14 protein-coding genes and 1 riboswitch are annotated in these 15,612 nt (G+C 75.0%); of the genes, 5 read left to right on the top strand and 9 right to left on the bottom strand.

The window, feature by feature from the left end:
* Window positions 1–1,604: molybdopterin-dependent oxidoreductase (locus tag E1200_RS21025; protein ID WP_243708728.1), on the bottom strand; the 1,604-nt coding region annotated here is incomplete at its 3' end.
* Between the two features lie 163 nt (window positions 1,605–1,767).
* Complete coding sequence (locus tag E1200_RS33855) at window positions 1,768–1,905, bottom strand: hypothetical protein (protein WP_165950396.1); 138 nt, start codon at window positions 1,903–1,905, stop codon at window positions 1,768–1,770.
* A 15-nt stretch (window positions 1,906–1,920) separates the two neighbouring features.
* Between E1200_RS33855 and E1200_RS21020 the strand changes: the two genes are divergently transcribed.
* Window positions 1,921–2,427 (top strand): NUDIX hydrolase, encoded by a 507-nt coding sequence (locus E1200_RS21020; protein ID WP_131953767.1) that lies wholly within the window; start codon window positions 1,921–1,923, stop codon window positions 2,425–2,427.
* 118 nt (window positions 2,428–2,545) lie between these two features.
* Here the strand turns inward: E1200_RS21020 and E1200_RS21015 are convergent, their stop codons facing one another.
* Window positions 2,546–2,794 carry a hypothetical protein gene (locus tag E1200_RS21015; protein ID WP_131953766.1) on the bottom strand — a complete coding sequence of 83 codons (249 nt, stop codon included), beginning with the start codon at window positions 2,792–2,794 and terminating at the stop codon, window positions 2,546–2,548.
* Window positions 2,795–2,982: 188 nt separating this feature from the next.
* On the opposite strand from E1200_RS21015, the gene E1200_RS21010 reads away from it, so the two are divergent.
* Window positions 2,983–4,356 carry a nitrate/nitrite transporter gene (locus E1200_RS21010; protein ID WP_131953765.1) on the top strand — a complete coding sequence of 458 codons (1,374 nt, stop codon included), beginning with the start codon at window positions 2,983–2,985 and terminating at the stop codon, window positions 4,354–4,356.
* Here the strand turns inward: E1200_RS21010 and E1200_RS21005 are convergent.
* Together E1200_RS21005 and E1200_RS21000 are read right to left on the bottom strand one after the other, a co-directional pair.
* Complete coding sequence (locus E1200_RS21005) at window positions 4,304–5,041, bottom strand: maleylpyruvate isomerase N-terminal domain-containing protein (protein WP_131953764.1); 738 nt, start codon at window positions 5,039–5,041, stop codon at window positions 4,304–4,306. The genes E1200_RS21010 and E1200_RS21005 overlap by 53 nt on opposite strands.
* A gap of 178 nt (window positions 5,042–5,219) precedes the next feature.
* Complete coding sequence (locus E1200_RS21000; protein WP_131953763.1) at window positions 5,220–5,636, bottom strand: plectin; 417 nt, start codon at window positions 5,634–5,636, stop codon at window positions 5,220–5,222.
* A gap of 117 nt (window positions 5,637–5,753) precedes the next feature.
* Here E1200_RS21000 and E1200_RS20995 point away from each other — a divergent pair, with 117 nt between their 5' ends.
* Window positions 5,754–6,326 carry a TetR family transcriptional regulator gene (locus E1200_RS20995; protein WP_131953762.1) on the top strand — a complete coding sequence of 191 codons (573 nt, stop codon included), beginning with the start codon at window positions 5,754–5,756 and terminating at the stop codon, window positions 6,324–6,326.
* 241 nt (window positions 6,327–6,567) lie between these two features.
* The gene (locus tag E1200_RS20990; RefSeq protein ID WP_131953761.1) at window positions 6,568–6,771 is read left to right on the top strand and encodes a DUF5999 family protein; all 204 of its coding nucleotides are present in this window, start codon (window positions 6,568–6,570) and stop codon (window positions 6,769–6,771) included.
* 118 nt (window positions 6,772–6,889) lie between these two features.
* Here the strand turns inward: E1200_RS20990 and E1200_RS20985 are convergent, their stop codons facing one another.
* The 3 genes from E1200_RS20985 to gcvP form a co-directional block, all read right to left on the bottom strand.
* Complete coding sequence (locus tag E1200_RS20985) at window positions 6,890–7,510, bottom strand: alpha/beta family hydrolase (RefSeq protein WP_131953760.1); 621 nt, start codon at window positions 7,508–7,510, stop codon at window positions 6,890–6,892.
* 31 nt (window positions 7,511–7,541) lie between these two features.
* Entirely contained in the window at window positions 7,542–8,657 is a 1,116-nt protein-coding gene (locus tag E1200_RS20980) for a tetratricopeptide repeat protein (RefSeq protein WP_131953759.1), read from the bottom strand.
* A 151-nt stretch (window positions 8,658–8,808) separates the two neighbouring features.
* Window positions 8,809–11,685, bottom strand: a complete 2,877-nt coding sequence (gene gcvP, locus E1200_RS20975; RefSeq protein ID WP_131953758.1) for an aminomethyl-transferring glycine dehydrogenase — start codon at window positions 11,683–11,685, stop codon at window positions 8,809–8,811.
* A 173-nt stretch (window positions 11,686–11,858) separates the two neighbouring features.
* Window positions 11,859–11,953: riboswitch (glycine riboswitch) on the bottom strand.
* A 255-nt stretch (window positions 11,954–12,208) separates the two neighbouring features.
* Between gcvP and E1200_RS20970 the strand changes: the two genes are divergently transcribed.
* Entirely contained in the window at window positions 12,209–14,689 is a 2,481-nt protein-coding gene (locus E1200_RS20970) for a lysylphosphatidylglycerol synthase transmembrane domain-containing protein (protein ID WP_207933466.1), read from the top strand.
* Between the two features lie 7 nt (window positions 14,690–14,696).
* Here the strand turns inward: E1200_RS20970 and E1200_RS20965 are convergent, their stop codons facing one another.
* Window positions 14,697–15,299, bottom strand: coding sequence for a MerR family transcriptional regulator (locus tag E1200_RS20965; RefSeq protein ID WP_131953757.1), 603 nt, complete (start codon window positions 15,297–15,299; stop codon window positions 14,697–14,699).
* Between the last annotated feature and the right edge of the window lie 313 nt (window positions 15,300–15,612).

Raw genomic sequence — 15,612 nt, 5'->3', positions numbered from 1 at the left:
AGGTAGGGGCGCGGGGTGCCGGGGTGGTCCTCCGCCGGGCAGGGCCAGAACACCCCGCCCTCCGCCTCGATCCGCTCGTAGGTGATGCCGGAGTAGTCGGCGGCGCCGCCCGCGCTGGCGCGGCGCAGCTCGCCGAACACCTCCGCCGGGTCGGTGCTCCACTTGCCCGGCGCCCCGAGCCGCCCGGCCAGCGCGGCGATGATCTCCAGGTCGGTGCGGACGCCGTCCGGCGGCGGGAGCGCCCGGCGCCGCCGCAGGACCCGGCCCTCCAGGTTCGTCATCGTCCCGGACTCCTCGGCCCACTGCGCCGTCGGCAGCACCACGTCGGCGAGCCGCGCGGTCTCCGAGGGCACGAAGTCGGCCGCCACCAGCAGGTCGAGGGCATCGAGCCGGTCCCGCACGGCCGCGGCGCGCGGCGCCGACACCACCGGGTTGGACCCGAACAGCAGCAGCGCCCGCGGCCCGCCGTCGGTGCCCAGTGCCGACAGCAGCTCGTACGCCGAGCGGCCCGGCCCCGGCAGGACGTCCGGGTCGACGCCCCACACCTCCGCGACGTGGGCGCGGGCCGCCGGGTCGTCGATGCGCCGGTAGCCGGGCAGCTGGTCGGCCTTCTGCCCGTGCTCGCGGCCGCCCTGCCCGTTGCCCTGCCCGGTCAGGCACCCGTAGCCCGAGCCCGCGCGGCCCGGCAGCCCGAGCGCCAGCGCCAGGTTGATGAACGCGCCCACCATGTCGGTGCCGCGGGCGTGCTGCTCGGCGCCCCGCGCGGTGAGCACGTGCGCGCGCGGGGCGCGGGCCAGCAGCCGGACGGCCTCGCGCAGCCGCGGCACGGGCACGCCGGTGATCCGCTCGACCCGGCCGGGCCAGTAGGCGTTCACGACCGTCCGGACGGCGTCGAACCCGCTGGTGCGGCCGGCGATGTAGTCCTCGTCGGCCAGGCCCTCGGCGAGCACCAGGTGCAGCAGCCCGTTGGCCAGGGCGATGTCGGTGCCGGGCGCGGGCTGCAGGTGCAGGTCGGCCCGGCGGGCCGTGGCGGTGCGCCGCGGGTCGACGACGATCAGCGCGCCGCCGGCCTCCTGCATCTCGGTCAGGTGCCGCATGAACGGCGGCATCGTCTCGGCGACGTTCCCCCCGGCGAGCAGCACGGCTCCGGACGCGGCCAGGTCCGTGACCGGGCCGGGCAGCCCCCGGTCCATGCCGAACGCCCGGCCGGACGCCGCCGCGGCCGACGACATGCAGAACCGGCCGTTGTAGTCGATCTGCGAGGTGCCGAGCGCGATCCGCGCGAACTTGCCGAGCTGGTACGCCTTCTCGTTGGTCAGGCCGCCGCCGCCGAACACCGCGACCGCGTCCGGGCCCCGCAGCGCCCGCAGCCGCGTGATCTCCGCCGTGATCCGGTCGAGCGCCTCGTCCCACGTGCAGGGCTCCAGCGGCGCGTCCCGGGTGCGGCGCATCAGCGGCGTGGTCAGCCGGTCGGGGACGGTCAGCACGTCCGCCGCCGTCCAGCCCTTCTGGCACAGCCCGCCGCGGTTGGCGGGCACGTCGTCGCGAGGCGTCACCCGCAGCGCGGTCCCGCCCGTCCCCGCGGCGTCCGGGGTCAGGGTCATACCGCATTGCAGGGCGCAGTACGGGCAGTGCGCAGGAGTCCCCATCATGCGCCCGAGACTCGGCGGGCGCCGTTTCGCACGCGGGTCCCCGGTGTGACCCGGGCGTTAAATACGGTTCACGGCCCCCGTTCACCCGGGGCCGGACGGCCTTGACGGGCTCGTGTCAAGCGTTGTCGACCCCGGTCATGGCCGTTTCGTCGCCGTTCACCCGGTTCTCGAACGGATTCACGGCGCCGCGGTGATCTTCCGAACGGAAGCGGCCCCGGCCCCCGCCCGGCCCCGGCGACCCGGTGATGATCACGCCTAATCTCGGTACATGCCCGACCTTGCTTACTACGCCTCCCTGCCGCGCTCCCGCGGCGCCGCGGCGGCGCTCCTCCTGGACGACCTCGGGCGGGTCCTGCTGGTCAAACCCACCTACAGCGAGGGCTGGTACCTGCCCGGCGGCGTGATCGAGGCCGACGAGTCCCCCCTGTCGGCCTGTGTCCGCGAGTGCATGGAGGAGCTCGGGCTCGTCCCCCGGCTGGACGGCCTCGCCTGCGTCGACTGGGGCTCCCCGCGCGCCGACGGCGTCGACGCCGTCAACGTGTTCGTGTTCGGCGGCACGATCACCGGCGCGGAGATCGCCCGGATCCGGCTGCCGCCCGAGGAGCTGTCCGACCACATCCTCGCCGCCCCCGAGAAGATCCCCGAGCTGGCGCCGCCGCACGTGGCGCGCCGGATGGAACCCAGCCTGCGCGCCATGGCCACGGGCCGCGCCGTCTACCTTGAAGACGGCCGCGAGCAGCCCTTCGGCGCCCCGCCGGGCCGACCGCCCGGCTGACCGCCCAGCCCACCGGCCGTACCGTCCGCGAGGACGAGTCCGGCCGGGGCGGACACGCTCCGGCCGGCGCCGGGCCCCGCACCCCCGGACCCGGCTCCCCGTGCCGGTGCCGCGTCCCTCAGGCGGGCACCGCGTCCCTGGCCTGCTTCCCGCGCTCCGGGTCGGCGGCGCGGGCGCAGTGCGCGCAGCAGTAGAAGTGGCCGTCCACGTCCACGCCGTGCCCGATGATGCGGCACTGGCAGTGCTCGCAGACCGGCGCCATCCGGGTGATCGCGCACTCGAACGAGTCGAACGTGTGGACCTCGCCCTGCGCGTGCACCTCGAAGGCCATCGCGTAGTCGTTGCCGCACACCTCGCACTTCGCCATCGGTCTCGTCTCCGTTCCCCCGCGCGTCGCGGTCTCCGTCCCGCCCGGGCGGTCCCGGGCCGGTCCCGCCTCACAGCCAGCGGAGTCGCGCTGTGCGGCGGAGTTATCCGATCCGTATGACCGCTCACACGGCGGTGAAACTCCGCGCTCCTACGGTCGTGCCCGCTCAGCGACCCAAGGGAGAAGCGATGACCCTCACCACCCCGCCCGGCCTCCGCGAGGGCGGCCGCCCGCCGCGAGGCCGCCGGATCGGCGACTGGCGGCCCGAGGACCCCGCGTTCTGGGCAGCCGGCGGCGCCCGCGTCGCCCGCCGCAACCTCGCCTTCTCGATCTTCGCCGAGCACATCGGGTTCTCGGTGTGGACGCTGTGGTCGGTGCTGGTGCTGTTCCTCGGCCCGGCCTACGGCATCGACCCGGCCGGCAAGTTCACCCTCACCGCCGTCCCGGCGCTCATCGGCTCCGCGCTGCGGATCCCCTACACCCTCGCCGTCGCCCGGTTCGGCGGACGCAACTGGACGGTCTTCAGCGCGGCGCTGCTGCTCGTGCCCGCCGTCGCCGCCGCGTTCCTCATCCGGCCCGGCGTCTCCTACACCACGCTGCTGATCCTGGCGGCCACCGCCGGCGTCGGCGGCGGGAACTTCGCGTCCTCGATGGCGAACATCAACGCCTTCTACCCGCAGCACCTCAAGGGACGGGCGCTCGGCATCAACGCGGGCGGCGGCAACCTCGGCGTCGCCGTCGTCCAGCTCGTCGGCCTGCTCGTCCTCGCCACCGCCGGCAGGGACCACCCCGGGCTCGTCGCCGGCGTCTACATCCCCCTCATCGTCCTCGCCGCGCTGGCCTCCGCGCTCTACATGGACAACCTGACCCAGGTCCGCAACGACCGCCGCGCCATGCGCGACGCCTGCCGCGACGCCCACACCTGGATCATGTCCACGCTCTACATCGGCACCTTCGGCTCGTTCATCGGGTTCGGCTTCGCGTTCGGGCAGGTCCTGCAGGTGCAGTTCGCCGCCGAGTTCGACACCCCCGTCAAGGCCGCCGGCCTGACGTTCCTCGGCCCGGCGCTCGGCTCCGTCGCCCGGCCCGCCGGGGGCTGGCTCGCCGACCGGCTCGGCGGCGCCGCGGTCACCTTCTGGACATTCGTCGCGATGGCCGGGTCCGCGGGCCTGGTGCTGACCGCCTCGCTGCGCGGGTCGCTGGCGCTGTTCCTCACCGGTTTCGTCCTGCTGTTCGTCTTCAGCGGCGCCGGCAACGGCTCGACCTACAAGATGATCCCCGCGATCTTCCGCGCGAAGGCCGGCCGCGCCGTCGCGGACGGCGGCGACCCGCGGGCCGCCGAGCACGAGGCCCGCCGCCTCTCCGGCGCGCTCATCGGCATCGCGGGCGCCGTCGGCGCCTTCGGCGGCGTGCTGGTCAACATCGCCTTCCGCCAGTCGTTCCAGGCCTACGGGACGGGCGACGGCGCGTACCTGGCGTTCATCGCCTTCTACGCCGTGTGCTGCGCCATCACCTGGCTGGTCTACCTGCGGCCCCGTCCGGGGCGGCCGGAGGGCGTCTGACGCCACGCGCCGCCTGCGCCGCCCGGCCCGCGCGCCGGCCCCGCACCCGGCCGGGCCCCTCCGCGGGGTCCGGCCACCGGGGCGACCGGCCCGACGAGCGCAGCACCGACTCCCACGCGTCCCCCGCCGCCAGCGGCAGGTGCGGCACGCCCCAATGCCACGCCGACACCAGCAGGTCCGGGTCGCGCGGCTGGTACGTCTCCCCCATGGCGCGCGCCATGTCCCAGGCGTGCAGGTGCCACTCCACGCAGGCCGCGCCCGCGTGGTCGCCGACGGTGTACTTCGTGCCCCGGTAGATCAGGTGCGTCCGGTCCCACATGTCGGGCATCAGGTCCGCGTAGGCGCCGGCCGACACCCCGAACGCCATGATCCGCGCCGGGCCCGGCTCGGGCGGCAGCACCGCCAGCTCGGCCGCGTTCTGCCGCGCCTGCTGCCGGATCAGCACCGCCGCCGCGGCGTCCCGGGCGAACAGGGTGGCCAGCCTGCTGTCGGGCGCGTCCTGCAGGTACTCCAGGAAGTTCTCCGCGACGCACCGCAGGTGCCCGGCCAGGTCGACCAGCCGCCAGTCCGGGCACGGCGTCGGCGCCTCCCAGTCGGCGGCCCGCTCCGCCAGCTCCCGGATCGCGCGCACCCCGTCCTGGTAGCACTCGAGAACGCGGCACCGGTCCGGTGGCGTGCGCTCCACGTGACTTCCCCCCGCGTCCAGAGCAGCGTGTGCCCTCTCCGCCGGGGCGCGGCCGCGCCCGTCGCGGTGGTGCGACATGCGGCGCGGGGCTCCCCCGGCGTTCCCCGAGAGGGCAGACTCTCAAAGTTCGGTGGCCCGTGCCACCCGGTGACGCTGTGTCGTCACACGTCCGGGCGGCTCAGGCGAGCACCTCGGGCCGCGGCCGGTACCCGAACCGGTGCACCTCGCGGGCCGTGCGCAGCCGGTCGACCTCGTCCGTCCACGGGCGCACCGCCGGGCGCGCCTTGGCCTTGCGGGCATTGATCTCCGCGGTGCGGCGGGTCTTGGCGTCCTGCTTGTCGGTGGCGTACGTCCGCGGCCCCATCGCGACCCGCTCGGCCGCCTCCGCCGCGGCCAGCGCCGCCGTCAGCGCCTTGTCGAACGCGACCGTCAGCTCGCGCAGCTCCCGCTCGGGCACGCCCTCGCCCTGCGCGTCGCGCAGCACCCGCTCCGCCTCGCCGGCCGCCGCCACCCGCGCCTCGTACTCGTCCGCCAGCCGCCGGTCGGCCTCGTACAGCTCCGCGACGTCCTTGCTCACCCGTCGGCCCAGCGGCATGGTGGTACTCCCTCGGCGGTCTTCGACAACAGGTCGAGGGCCAGCGTACGCGGGCCGCGGGCGTGTCGCGGCCCCGGACACCCGGCTTCGGCCCTTTACGCAGTAAGGTCAGTGCTCATGGTCAGGCAGCCGAGCATCAACGCGCAGCACCGCACGCCACTGTCCACCGAACGCATCATCGAGGCCGCCCTGCGGATCGTCGACGGCCAGGGCCTCGGCCGGCTCACCATGCGCCGGCTCGGCGACGCGCTGGAGGTCGAGGCGATGGCGATCTACCATCACCTCCCCCGCGGCAAGGAGCAGCTCCTCGACGGGCTCGTCACCCACGTCGCCTCCGCCCCCGCCGAGCCGGACGGCACGTCGGCGGCGAACTGGCGGGACGTCCTGCGCGCCTGGGCGGCCGGCTACCGCGAGCGGCTGCTGGCGCACGCCGGCGTCCTGCCCCTGCTCGTCACCCGCCGCAACCCCACCGCGCTCACCGTCACGGCCGCGTCCCTGCGGGAGGTCCTGCGCCGCGGCGGCGTCGCCGACGCCACGGCCGGGGTCGCGGCGCACACCCTGCTGGGCTACGTCATCGGCCACGCCGCGCTGGAGGTCCGCGACACCCGCGAGGACGGCGCCGACCGCGCCGTCGACTGGGACGCCCGCTTCACCGCCGGCCTCGACCTCGTCATCGGCGGCGTCCGCTGACCGCCGGAGATCGCAGCGGTTTTCCGTCCCGTCGGCGTGTCGTTCTTCGTCCGTTACGTCGGGGAGGGACGCTATTGCCTGGCACCTCAGGGTGAGCGGGGTCACAGATCACCGGTACCTCCGGACCAACGGACAACCCTCCCAACGGGCTATGGCCGGTGACTGCGAACCAGATCACACTTGGGTGCGTCAATACAGGCAAGCACCACGACCGACCAGTGACCGAGACCGGAGGCACACGATGTGCCCGCACCAGCCGCCCTGTCCCTCGCACCACGCACCCGACCGCGACGCCGCCCGGACGCTGGCCTCGCACCCCGAGCAGGGGTGGAGCCTGCTGTGCAACGGCGTCGTGCTCTTCGAGGACACCGGTGAGCTGCTGCCCGACGGGGGAGTCATCGCACCGCACCGGCCGACGGACCTGCAGGCTCCGTCCGCCGCCTGAACCGTCTCCACGGGGGACTAGTTCGTACGGGTGATCATCCTCGGGGGCACGCCGCCCACCCGCCGCGTCCGGGCCCGCACCGGGCCCGGAGCAGACCCACCGCAAGCCGGCCGATCCGCTACCGCCCGCCGCCCGCCCGCACCGGACGGGCCGCCCATCTGCGCAGCCACGGCTCCGCCGCCCTCCCGACCGCGGCGGGGTCCCGGCTCAGCTCGTGCCGCTCCCCCGCCAGCACCTCGACGTGCGCGGCGTCCGCCGCGTCCGGGACGCCGAACGGGTCGCGGTCGCCGTTGACGACGAGGACCTCCGCCCCCGCCGAACGCAGCTCGTCCGCCCGGCTCTTCGCCGGGTTCCGCGGCGGGTGCAGCGGGAACGCCAGCGCCAGGACGCCCACCGCGCCCGCGGCCCGCGCCGTGCGGCACGCGACGCGGGCGCCGTTGCTCCGGCCGCCCTGCACGAGCGGGACGCCGCCCACCCGTTCCCGGATCCGGCCGACGACCTCCAGCCACGCCTCGTCCTGCTTGGCAGCGGGCCCCGGCGCGCGGCGGCCGGCGAGCCGGAACGGCTGCGTCACCCGCACGACGGCGCCGCCGAGGCCGAGCGCGGTCTCCCGGACGGCGAGCAGGTCGGGCGCGTCCACTCCCCCGTTGGACCCGTGCGTCAGCACCAGCAGGAACGCCGGGGCGGCGGCCTCGTCCAGCGCCACCCGCGCGGGCCCGTGCGCCGTCACGATCTCCATGCCGCTCACCGTAGCCCCGCCCCCCGGCGGGTCAGGCGCCGGGACCGCCCATGGCGAGGCGGAGCCGCTCGGCGAAGCTCTCGTGCAGCAGCGGGCCCCACGGGTAGGCGTCCGGGACCCGCACCGCCCTCCCGAGCACCTCGTGCGTCTCGCCCGGCCGCCGCTCCGCCGGGTCCTCCGCGTACCGGACGGCGAGCAGCGCGTACATGTGGTCGAGGGCGCCGAACGCCTCGCCGGTGACGGCCGGGAGCGTCCCGTCCGCCGCGGCCTCCTCCAGGACCGGCTCCCACCACAGGTCGGCCGGGTCGGCGGCATCGGCGTCCTCGCCGAAGTCGCGGCGCAGCCGGGCCCGGACCTGCCCCGCGATGCCCGGGTCGGCGAGCCCGCGCCGCCACACCTCGCCCGCCTCGGCGGCGCGGCCCCGCAGCGGCAGCGTCCGCGCGAGCAGCTCGGTCGCCAGCGGCCCCACCTCCGCGTCCGGCGGCTCCTCCCCCAGCGCGGCGCCGAACGCGCCGATCGCCTGGTCGAGGTAGGAGATCCCGAGCGCGACGGCGAGCCGCGCGTACGCGTACGGGGCGGTGGCCCGGTCGATCAGCTTGAGCCCCGCGGTCAGGACCCGCTGGGCGCGCGCCGGGTCACCGCGCTCCAGCAGGCGCTGCGCGAGGTCGTGCGCGGCGGGCGGCCCGTACTCGGGGTCGCCGGTCGCGACCACCGCCTCCCAGTGCTCGCGCGCCGCGCCGAAGTCGCCGGCGTCGTCGGCGATCCGGGCGAGCGCGAGGTGCGCGGGCGGGAGGTAGGCCGCGTTGCCGAAGTCGACCACCACCCGCCAGGCGGGCGCGGCGAGCTCCTGCTCGCCCGCCCGCTCGTAGGTGAGGGCCAGGTGGTAGGCGGCGCGCGGCCCGTACTCGGGGTCGCCGGTGGCGATCGCCGCCCGGTCCGCCTCCCGCGCCCGCTCCACGTCGCCGGCGTCGTCCAGGACGACCGCGAGACCGAGGGCGGCCTGCGCCCTGCAGTCGGTCTCGCCGAGGGCGAGCACCTCCTCGAACAGCACCGCCGCCCGTTCGGGCTCGCCGTTCTCCGCGAGGTTCCGGGCCTCCTCGCACACCTGCGCCGGGTCGTCGGACACGCGCTCCGGTGACTCGCTCATCGGTCTCTCGCCCTCTGGAGGTCGGGGTCGCCGGAAAGCCTAGCGAGCCCGCACCGCGGAGTCCCACGACGACACCCGAAACCCCACCAAGATCACAAAACGCAGTGTCCGCCCAGGGGGCGGCCCCCTGGAACCGACCGCCTCACCGGGATCATTCCTCGTAGGCGTCAGGGGGCGGGCAGGAGCAGACCAGGTTGCGGTCGCCGTAGGCCTGGTCGATCCGGCGGACGGGGGGCCAGTACTTGTTCTCGCGCAGCGCGGGAAGGGGGTAGGCCGCCTCCTCCCGGCTGTAGGCGTGCTTCCAGTCGTCGGAGACCAGGGCGGCGGCGGTGTGCGGGGCGTTCTTGAGGGGGTTGTCCTCGCGGTCGTAGGCGCCCTCGGCGACGCGGCGGATCTCCCGGCGGATCTCGATCATGGCGTCGCAGAAGCGGTCGAGCTCGGCGAGGTCCTCGGACTCGGTGGGCTCGATCATGAGGGTGCCGGCGACGGGGAACGAGAGGGTCGGGGCGTGGAAGCCGTAGTCGATGAGGCGCTTGGCGACGTCCTCGGCGGTGACGCCGGTCTCCTTGGTGATCTTGCGGAGGTCGGCGATGCACTCGTGGGCGACGAGGCCGTTGCGGCCGGTGTAGAGGATCGGGTAGTGCGGCGCGAGCCGGGCGGCGAGGTAGTTGGCGCCGATGATGGCGCCCTCGGTGGCGGCGCGCAGCCCGTCCGGGCCCATCATCGCGATGTACGCCCAGGAGATCGGCAGGATGCCCGCGGAGCCCCACGGGGCCGCGGAGATCGGGCCGACGCCGGTCTCGGGGCCGGCCTCGGCGCGCAGCGGGTGGTTCGGCAGGAACGGGGCCAGGTGCTCGCGGACGCCGATCGGGCCGACGCCGGGGCCGCCGCCGCCGTGCGGGATGCAGAACGTCTTGTGCAGGTTGAGGTGCGAGACGTCGGAGCCGAACTCGCCGGGCCGGGCGAGGCCGACGAGGGCGTTGAGGTTGGCGCCGTCCACGTAGACCTGGCCGCCCGCGTCGTGCACGGCCGCGCACACGTCGGTGATCGTCTCCTCGAAGACGCCGTGCGTGGACGGGTACGTCACCATGATCGCCGAGAGCCGGTCGCCGTGCTTGGCGATCTTGGCGTGCAGATCGTCCACGTCCACGTTGCCGCCCTCGTCGCACGTGACGACGACGACCCGCATCCCGGCCATGACGGCGCTGGCGGCGTTGGTGCCGTGCGCGGACGACGGGATCAGGCACACGTCGCGGTGCGCCTCGCCGCGGGAGGCGTGGTACCCGCGGATCGCGAGCAGGCCGGCCAGTTCGCCCTGGGAGCCGGCGTTCGGCTGGACGGACACCTTCGCGTACCCGGTGATCTCGGCGAGCGCGTCCTCCAGCTCGCCGATCAGCTCGATGTACCCGGCGGCCTGGTCGGCCGGCGCGAACGGGTGGACGTTCGCGAACTGCGGCCAGGTGATCGGCTCCATCTCCGCGGTGGCGTTCAGCTTCATCGTGCAGGAGCCGAGCGGGATCATGGAGCGGTCGAGCGCGATGTCCTTGTCCTGCAGCCTGCGCAGGTAGCGGAGCATCGCGGTCTCGGAGCGGTGCGCGTGGAAGACGGGGTGGGTGAGGTACGGGCTTTCGCGGCGCAGGTCCGCGGGGATCGCCTCGGCGGCCCCGGCGGCGCCGTCCGCGGGGACGCCGAACGCCTCCAGGACGGCGGTGACGTGCGCGGGCACGGTCGTCTCGTCGCAGGCGATCCCGACGTGGTCGGCGTCGGCGCGGCGCAGGTTGACGCCCCGCTCGCGGGCGGCGGCGACGACGTCCGCGGCGCGGCCGGGGACGCGGGCGAGGACGGTGTCGAAGAACGCCTCGTGGACGACCTCCACGCCGCCCGCGCGCAGGCCGGCGGCGATCTCGGCGGCCCGGCGGTGCGTCCGCTGGGCGATCGCGGCGAGGCCCTCCGGCCCGTGGTAGACGGCGTACATGCTCGCCATGACGGCGAGCAGCACCTGCGCGGTGCAGATGTTGCTGGTGGCCTTCTCGCGCCGGATGTGCTGCTCGCGGGTCTGCAGCGCGAGCCGGTGCGCGGTGGCGCCGTCGGCGTCGACGGACACGCCGACGAGGCGTCCCGGCAGCTGCCGCTGGATGCCCTCGCGGACCGCCATGTAGCCGGCGTGGGGGCCGCCGAACCCGTACGGGACGCCGAGGCGCTGCGCGGAGCCCACGGCGATGTCGGCGCCGGACTCGCCGGGCGGGCGCAGCAGCGTCAGCGCGAGCAGGTCGGCGGCGGCGACGACCGCGGCGCCGCGCTCGCGGGCCTGCGCGATGACCGGCTCCAGGTCGCGGACGGCGCCGGACGCGCCCGGGTACTGCAGCAGCACGCCGAAGAAGTCGCCGTCCGGCAGCCCGCCGGACAGGTCGGCGGTGACGACCTCGATGCCGAGGGGGACGGCCCGCGTCCGCACGACCTCGATCGTCTGCGGGAGGGCGTCGGCGTCGATCAGGAACGTGCCGGGGTCCTTGCGCTTGGAGACGCGGTGGGCGAGGGCCATCGCCTCGGCGGCGGCGGTCCCCTCGTCCAGCATGGAGGCGTTCGCGACCGGCAGCCCGGTCAGGTCGCTGACGACCGTCTGGAAGTTGAGCAGGGCTTCGAGGCGCCCCTGGGAGATCTCGGGCTGGTAGGGGGTGTAGGCGGTGTACCAGCCGGGGTTCTCCAGGACGTTGCGCATGATGACGCCCGGGGTGATCGTCCCGTGGTAGCCGAGGCCGATCATCGACGTCAGCACGGTGTTGCGGGCGGCGAGCTCCCGCAGCCGGTCCAGCGCGGCGCTCTCGCTCAGCGCGGGCGGCAGGTCGAGGGGGCGGGCGGTGCGGATCGCGGCGGGCACCGCGGCGTCGATCAGCGCGTCGGCGTCGGAGTAGCCGATGGCGGCGAGCATCCGGGCCCGCTCGTCCGGGGACGGGCCGACGTGCCGGTCGGCGAACGCGGTGCGGGGATGCTGCGGCGAGGCCACGGGGGCGAAGAACTGGGCGGTCATGGAGAGCCTCCTGGCTGCTGCGGTCGCTCAGGTCCCGGCGCCGGCGCGGGCCCGGCGGCCGGTCTCCCCCTCTGTCGTCGGCACCTGAGAGCTTCACCCGCGCGGCGGGGTTTCCCCTTCGGTGAGCCGCCCTTCCCCGGCTGCGGGGATCGACGCCTGCTTTCCAGAGGTGCCTCGCCCGGGCGGTCCTTTTGCCTGAGAGGTTCCGGGGAGGTTGCCCCTTCGGCGCCCCGCGCCGGCTGCGCGAGGGCTCTCCCGCCCAGGGTCGACGGCATGTCCACCACGAACCCTACCCAAATGCGGTCGAATAGACCGGCGCGGCCCGGCGCCCCGGAGCGCGCCACGCGGTACCGGCAAGTAGGCTATGTACGTTTGACCTGGGATATGACGGGCCGCGGGCCGCTGGACGAACCGGGCCGCGACGTGCCGACGCGGGCGCGCGAGGGCGCCGGCCGCTCGACTGCGCGCCGCCGGTTCTGGGACGCTGATCAACGATGACGGACGGTCAGGGCGGCGGTGGCGCGTGACGCAGACCCACGACGAGGCGGTGCGCCCGCGGCGGGGCGCCGCCGCGGGCGTGCCCGTCGACGAGCCCGCGCAGCCGTACCGGATCCGCCGGTCCTCCGACGCGATCCGGTTCGCGGCGTCGCTGACGGGCCTGGCGGTGGTGATGCTGCTGGTGTCGTTCGCGCAGGGGACGACGCACGGCCTGCACTCCGACATCCAGGAGGGCACCGCGCACGCGCCGCGGATCCTGCTGTCGCTGGCCACGCTCGTGTCCAGCTTCGGCGTGCTGGCGGTCCCGATCGCGTTCGGGATCGTGCGGCTGTTCCACAAGGACGGCACCCGCGTCGGGATCGCGCTGCTCGCCGCCATGATCGCGTTCGGGATCACGGTGGGGCTGGACGACCTGTCGGTGCGGGCGGCTCCCGGCGGGGTGCTCGACTCCCTGATCTGGGGCGGCACCGAGACGGCCCCGATCCACACCGACATCGCACCCGTGATCGCCTTCGTCAGCGCGGTGGGGATGGCCGGGCGCACCCGGTGGCAGGCTGCGACCTGGACGATGATCGGGCTGGCCGCGCTGACCGGGCTGACCGCCGCCTACGCCTCGGTCGCCGCGCTGGCGGCCACCTACTTCCTCGGCCGCGCCATCGGCCACGGCACCCTGTACGCGGTCGGCACGCCGAACCCGCGCCCGCCCGGCACCGCGGTCGTCGCGGCGCTGGAGCGGCTCGGGCTGCGCCCGGTGCGGGCCGTCCGGCTGGACGACTCGCCCGACAGCGGTGAGGAGACCCGCCGGTACGGCGTCGTCCTCGGCGCGGCCGCCGCGGACCCGGACGACACCGCAGACCGGGACGCAGACCGGGACGGGCGCGGTGAATGGGACCTCGAGGTGCGCGTCCTGGACCGCGACCAGCAGACCGCGGGCCTGCTGTACCGGGTCTGGCGGCTGCTGCGGCTCCGCTCCACCACGACCGGGCGGGCGCTGCGGTCGCTGCGCCGGTCCCTGGAGCAGGAGTCGCTGATGGCCTACGCGGTGGCCGCGGCCGGGGTGCGCACCCCCCGCCTGGTCGGCACGTCGGAGGTCGGCACGGAGGCGGCGCTGCTGGCGTACGAGCACGTCCCGGGGCGGCGGCTCGCGGACGTCCCCGACGACGAGATCACCGACGCGCTGCTGGCCGACGTGTGGCGGCAGTTCCGCGCGATGCAGGCCGGGCGGCTGGCGCACCGGCGGCTGCAGGACGGCGCGATCGCCGTCGGCGCGGACGGCCGCGCCTACCTCACCGACCTGCGGTCCGGGGAGACGGCGGCGGGCGACCTGGCGCTGCGGCTGGACCTGGCGCAGCTGCTGACGACGCTGGCGCTGCGGGCGGGCCCGGAGCGCGCGGTGCGCACGGCCGCGGCCGCGCTGGGCGAGGAGGCGCTGGCGGCGGCGGTGCCGCTGCTGCAGCCGGTGGCGCTGTCCCGGGCGACCCGGACGGCGCTGCGCCGCGACCGGGAGCCGCTGACCCGCATCCGGGAGCAGATCGTCCGGCTGAAGCCGGAGACGGAGGTCGCGCCGCTGCGGCTGGAGCGGTTCCGGCCCCGGACGATCTTCAGCATCGTGGCGCTGTCGATCGCGGCGTACATCGTGATCCCGCAGGTGGCGAGTCTGGACGTGGCGGCGATGGCGGCCGCGGCGAGCTGGCACTGGGCGGCCGCCGCGCTGGGCGGGGCGGCGCTGACCTACCTGGCGGCGGCGTTCATGCTGATGGGGTTCGTGCCGGAGCGGCTGCCACTCGGGCGGACGGTGCTCGTCCAGCTCGCGGCGTCGTTCGTGAAGCTGGTGGCGCCGGCGGCGGTCGGCGGCGTCGCCGTCAACACCCGCTACCTGCAGCGCTCCGGTGTGCGGCCCGCCCTGGCGGTCGCGAGCGTCGGCGCGTCGCAGCTGGTGGGCCTGGTCACCCACGTCCTGCTGCTGGTCCTGTTCGGCTTCCTCACGGGCTCGACGACCAGGGCCACCCAGGACCTCGCGCCGTCCCGCACGATCGTGATCGTGGTGCTGTCGCTGGGGCTGCTGGCGGGGCTGGCGCTGACGGTCCCGCGGGTCCGGCGGGTGGTGGCCTCGCGGCTGCGGAGCATGTTCTCGGGCGTCCTGCCGCGGCTGGTGGACGTCCTGCAGACACCGCGGAAGCTGCTCACCGGAATGGGCGGGACACTTCTGCTCACGGTGGGGTTCGTCCTCTGCCTGGACGCCTCGATCCGCGCGTTCGGCGGCTCGCTGCCGCTCACGACCGTGGTGGTCGTCTTCCTGACGGCCAACGCGGTGGGGTCCGCGGCGCCGACGCCCGGTGGGCTCGGTGCGGTGGAGGGCGCCCTGACGCTGGCGCTGACGATCTCGGGGCTCACCGCGGAGACGGCGACGTCCGCGGTGCTGCTCTACCGGCTGCTGACGCTGTGGCTGCCGGTCCTGCCGGGCTGGGGGGCGTTCGCGTATCTGCAGCGCCGTGAGGCGCTCTGAGGGGCGGTCAGCCGGTGCGGCGGGCGCGCCGCCGGCCGGCCAGCTCGTCGTGGGGGTGCTCGGCGGGGGCGTCGCCGGTGGCGGCGCGCTCACCGGGTAGTTCCGCGAGGCTGCCCTCCACCTCCTGCCACACCCGCCCGAGCGCGATGCCGAACACGCCCTGCCCGCCCTGGAGCAGGTCGACGACCTCGTCGGCCGAGGTGCACTCGTACACGCTGACCCCGTCGCTCATGAGCGTTATCTGCGCCAGATCCTCCACGCCCCGATCACGCAGATGCGTGACGGCCGTTCGGATCTGCTGCAACGACACCCCGGTGTCGAGCAGCCGCTTCACGACCTTCAGAACGAGGATGTCGCGGAAACTGTAGAGCCGCTGGCTGCCCGACCCGTGCGCCGCGCGCACGCTCGGCTCCACCAGCTTGGTGCGCGCCCAGTAGTCGAGCTGCCGGTAGGTGATCCCCGCGGCCGCGCACGCCGTCGGGCCGCGGTAGCCGACATCCTCCGGCGGCACCGACACCTGCGTGTCGAAGAGCAGCCCCTGCTCTCCGGCACGCCGGGACGCCATGTGCCTCTCGGGGGTCGCCTTGCCCTCGCCGCTGCTCACCGCCACGCGGACCTCCGGCTTCTATCATCCCGTGGCGCTTCGTCAAGGGGGTTTGACGAATTACACCACGGGTGTTCCACCAGCACGGTAGGTGCCGGTCAGGGTGTGGTCAACGTTCACCGTCGGCGCGTCGCATGCCCGGATGAACCGGCTTCACGTGGGCAAACTGCGCACCTTGGCCGCCAAACCTCTCCTACCCCGATGCTCCCCCGCGGAAAACCGCCAGGTCCAGGGCGATGCAGAACCAATCGCGCCACGGTATGAACATACACCCGAGAGTGACATTCCCCACGCTCCCCGACCTAGTCCCAGCTCAGGC

Source organism: Actinomadura sp. GC306 (assembly GCF_004348665.1).
GTDB lineage: Bacteria > Actinomycetota > Actinomycetes > Streptosporangiales > Streptosporangiaceae > Spirillospora.
Note: the sequence above shows the minus strand (reverse complement) of the source record. Positions and strands in the feature narration are given on the sequence as shown.

Coding starts and splice junctions, on each gene's coding strand:
- E1200_RS21020 (WP_131953767.1), top strand. CDS start 1,921: ATGCCCGACCTTGCTTACTACGCCTCCCTGCCGCGCTCCCGCGGCGCC.
- E1200_RS21015 (WP_131953766.1), bottom strand. CDS start 2,794: ATGGCGAAGTGCGAGGTGTGCGGCAACGACTACGCGATGGCCTTCGAG.
- E1200_RS21010 (WP_131953765.1), top strand. CDS start 2,983: ATGACCCTCACCACCCCGCCCGGCCTCCGCGAGGGCGGCCGCCCGCCG.
- E1200_RS21000 (WP_131953763.1), bottom strand. CDS start 5,636: ATGCCGCTGGGCCGACGGGTGAGCAAGGACGTCGCGGAGCTGTACGAG.
- E1200_RS20995 (WP_131953762.1), top strand. CDS start 5,754: ATGGTCAGGCAGCCGAGCATCAACGCGCAGCACCGCACGCCACTGTCC.
- E1200_RS20990 (WP_131953761.1), top strand. CDS start 6,568: ATGTGCCCGCACCAGCCGCCCTGTCCCTCGCACCACGCACCCGACCGC.
- E1200_RS20985 (WP_131953760.1), bottom strand. CDS start 7,510: ATGGAGATCGTGACGGCGCACGGGCCCGCGCGGGTGGCGCTGGACGAG.
- E1200_RS20980 (WP_131953759.1), bottom strand. CDS start 8,657: ATGAGCGAGTCACCGGAGCGCGTGTCCGACGACCCGGCGCAGGTGTGC.
- gcvP (WP_131953758.1), bottom strand. CDS start 11,685: ATGACCGCCCAGTTCTTCGCCCCCGTGGCCTCGCCGCAGCATCCCCGC.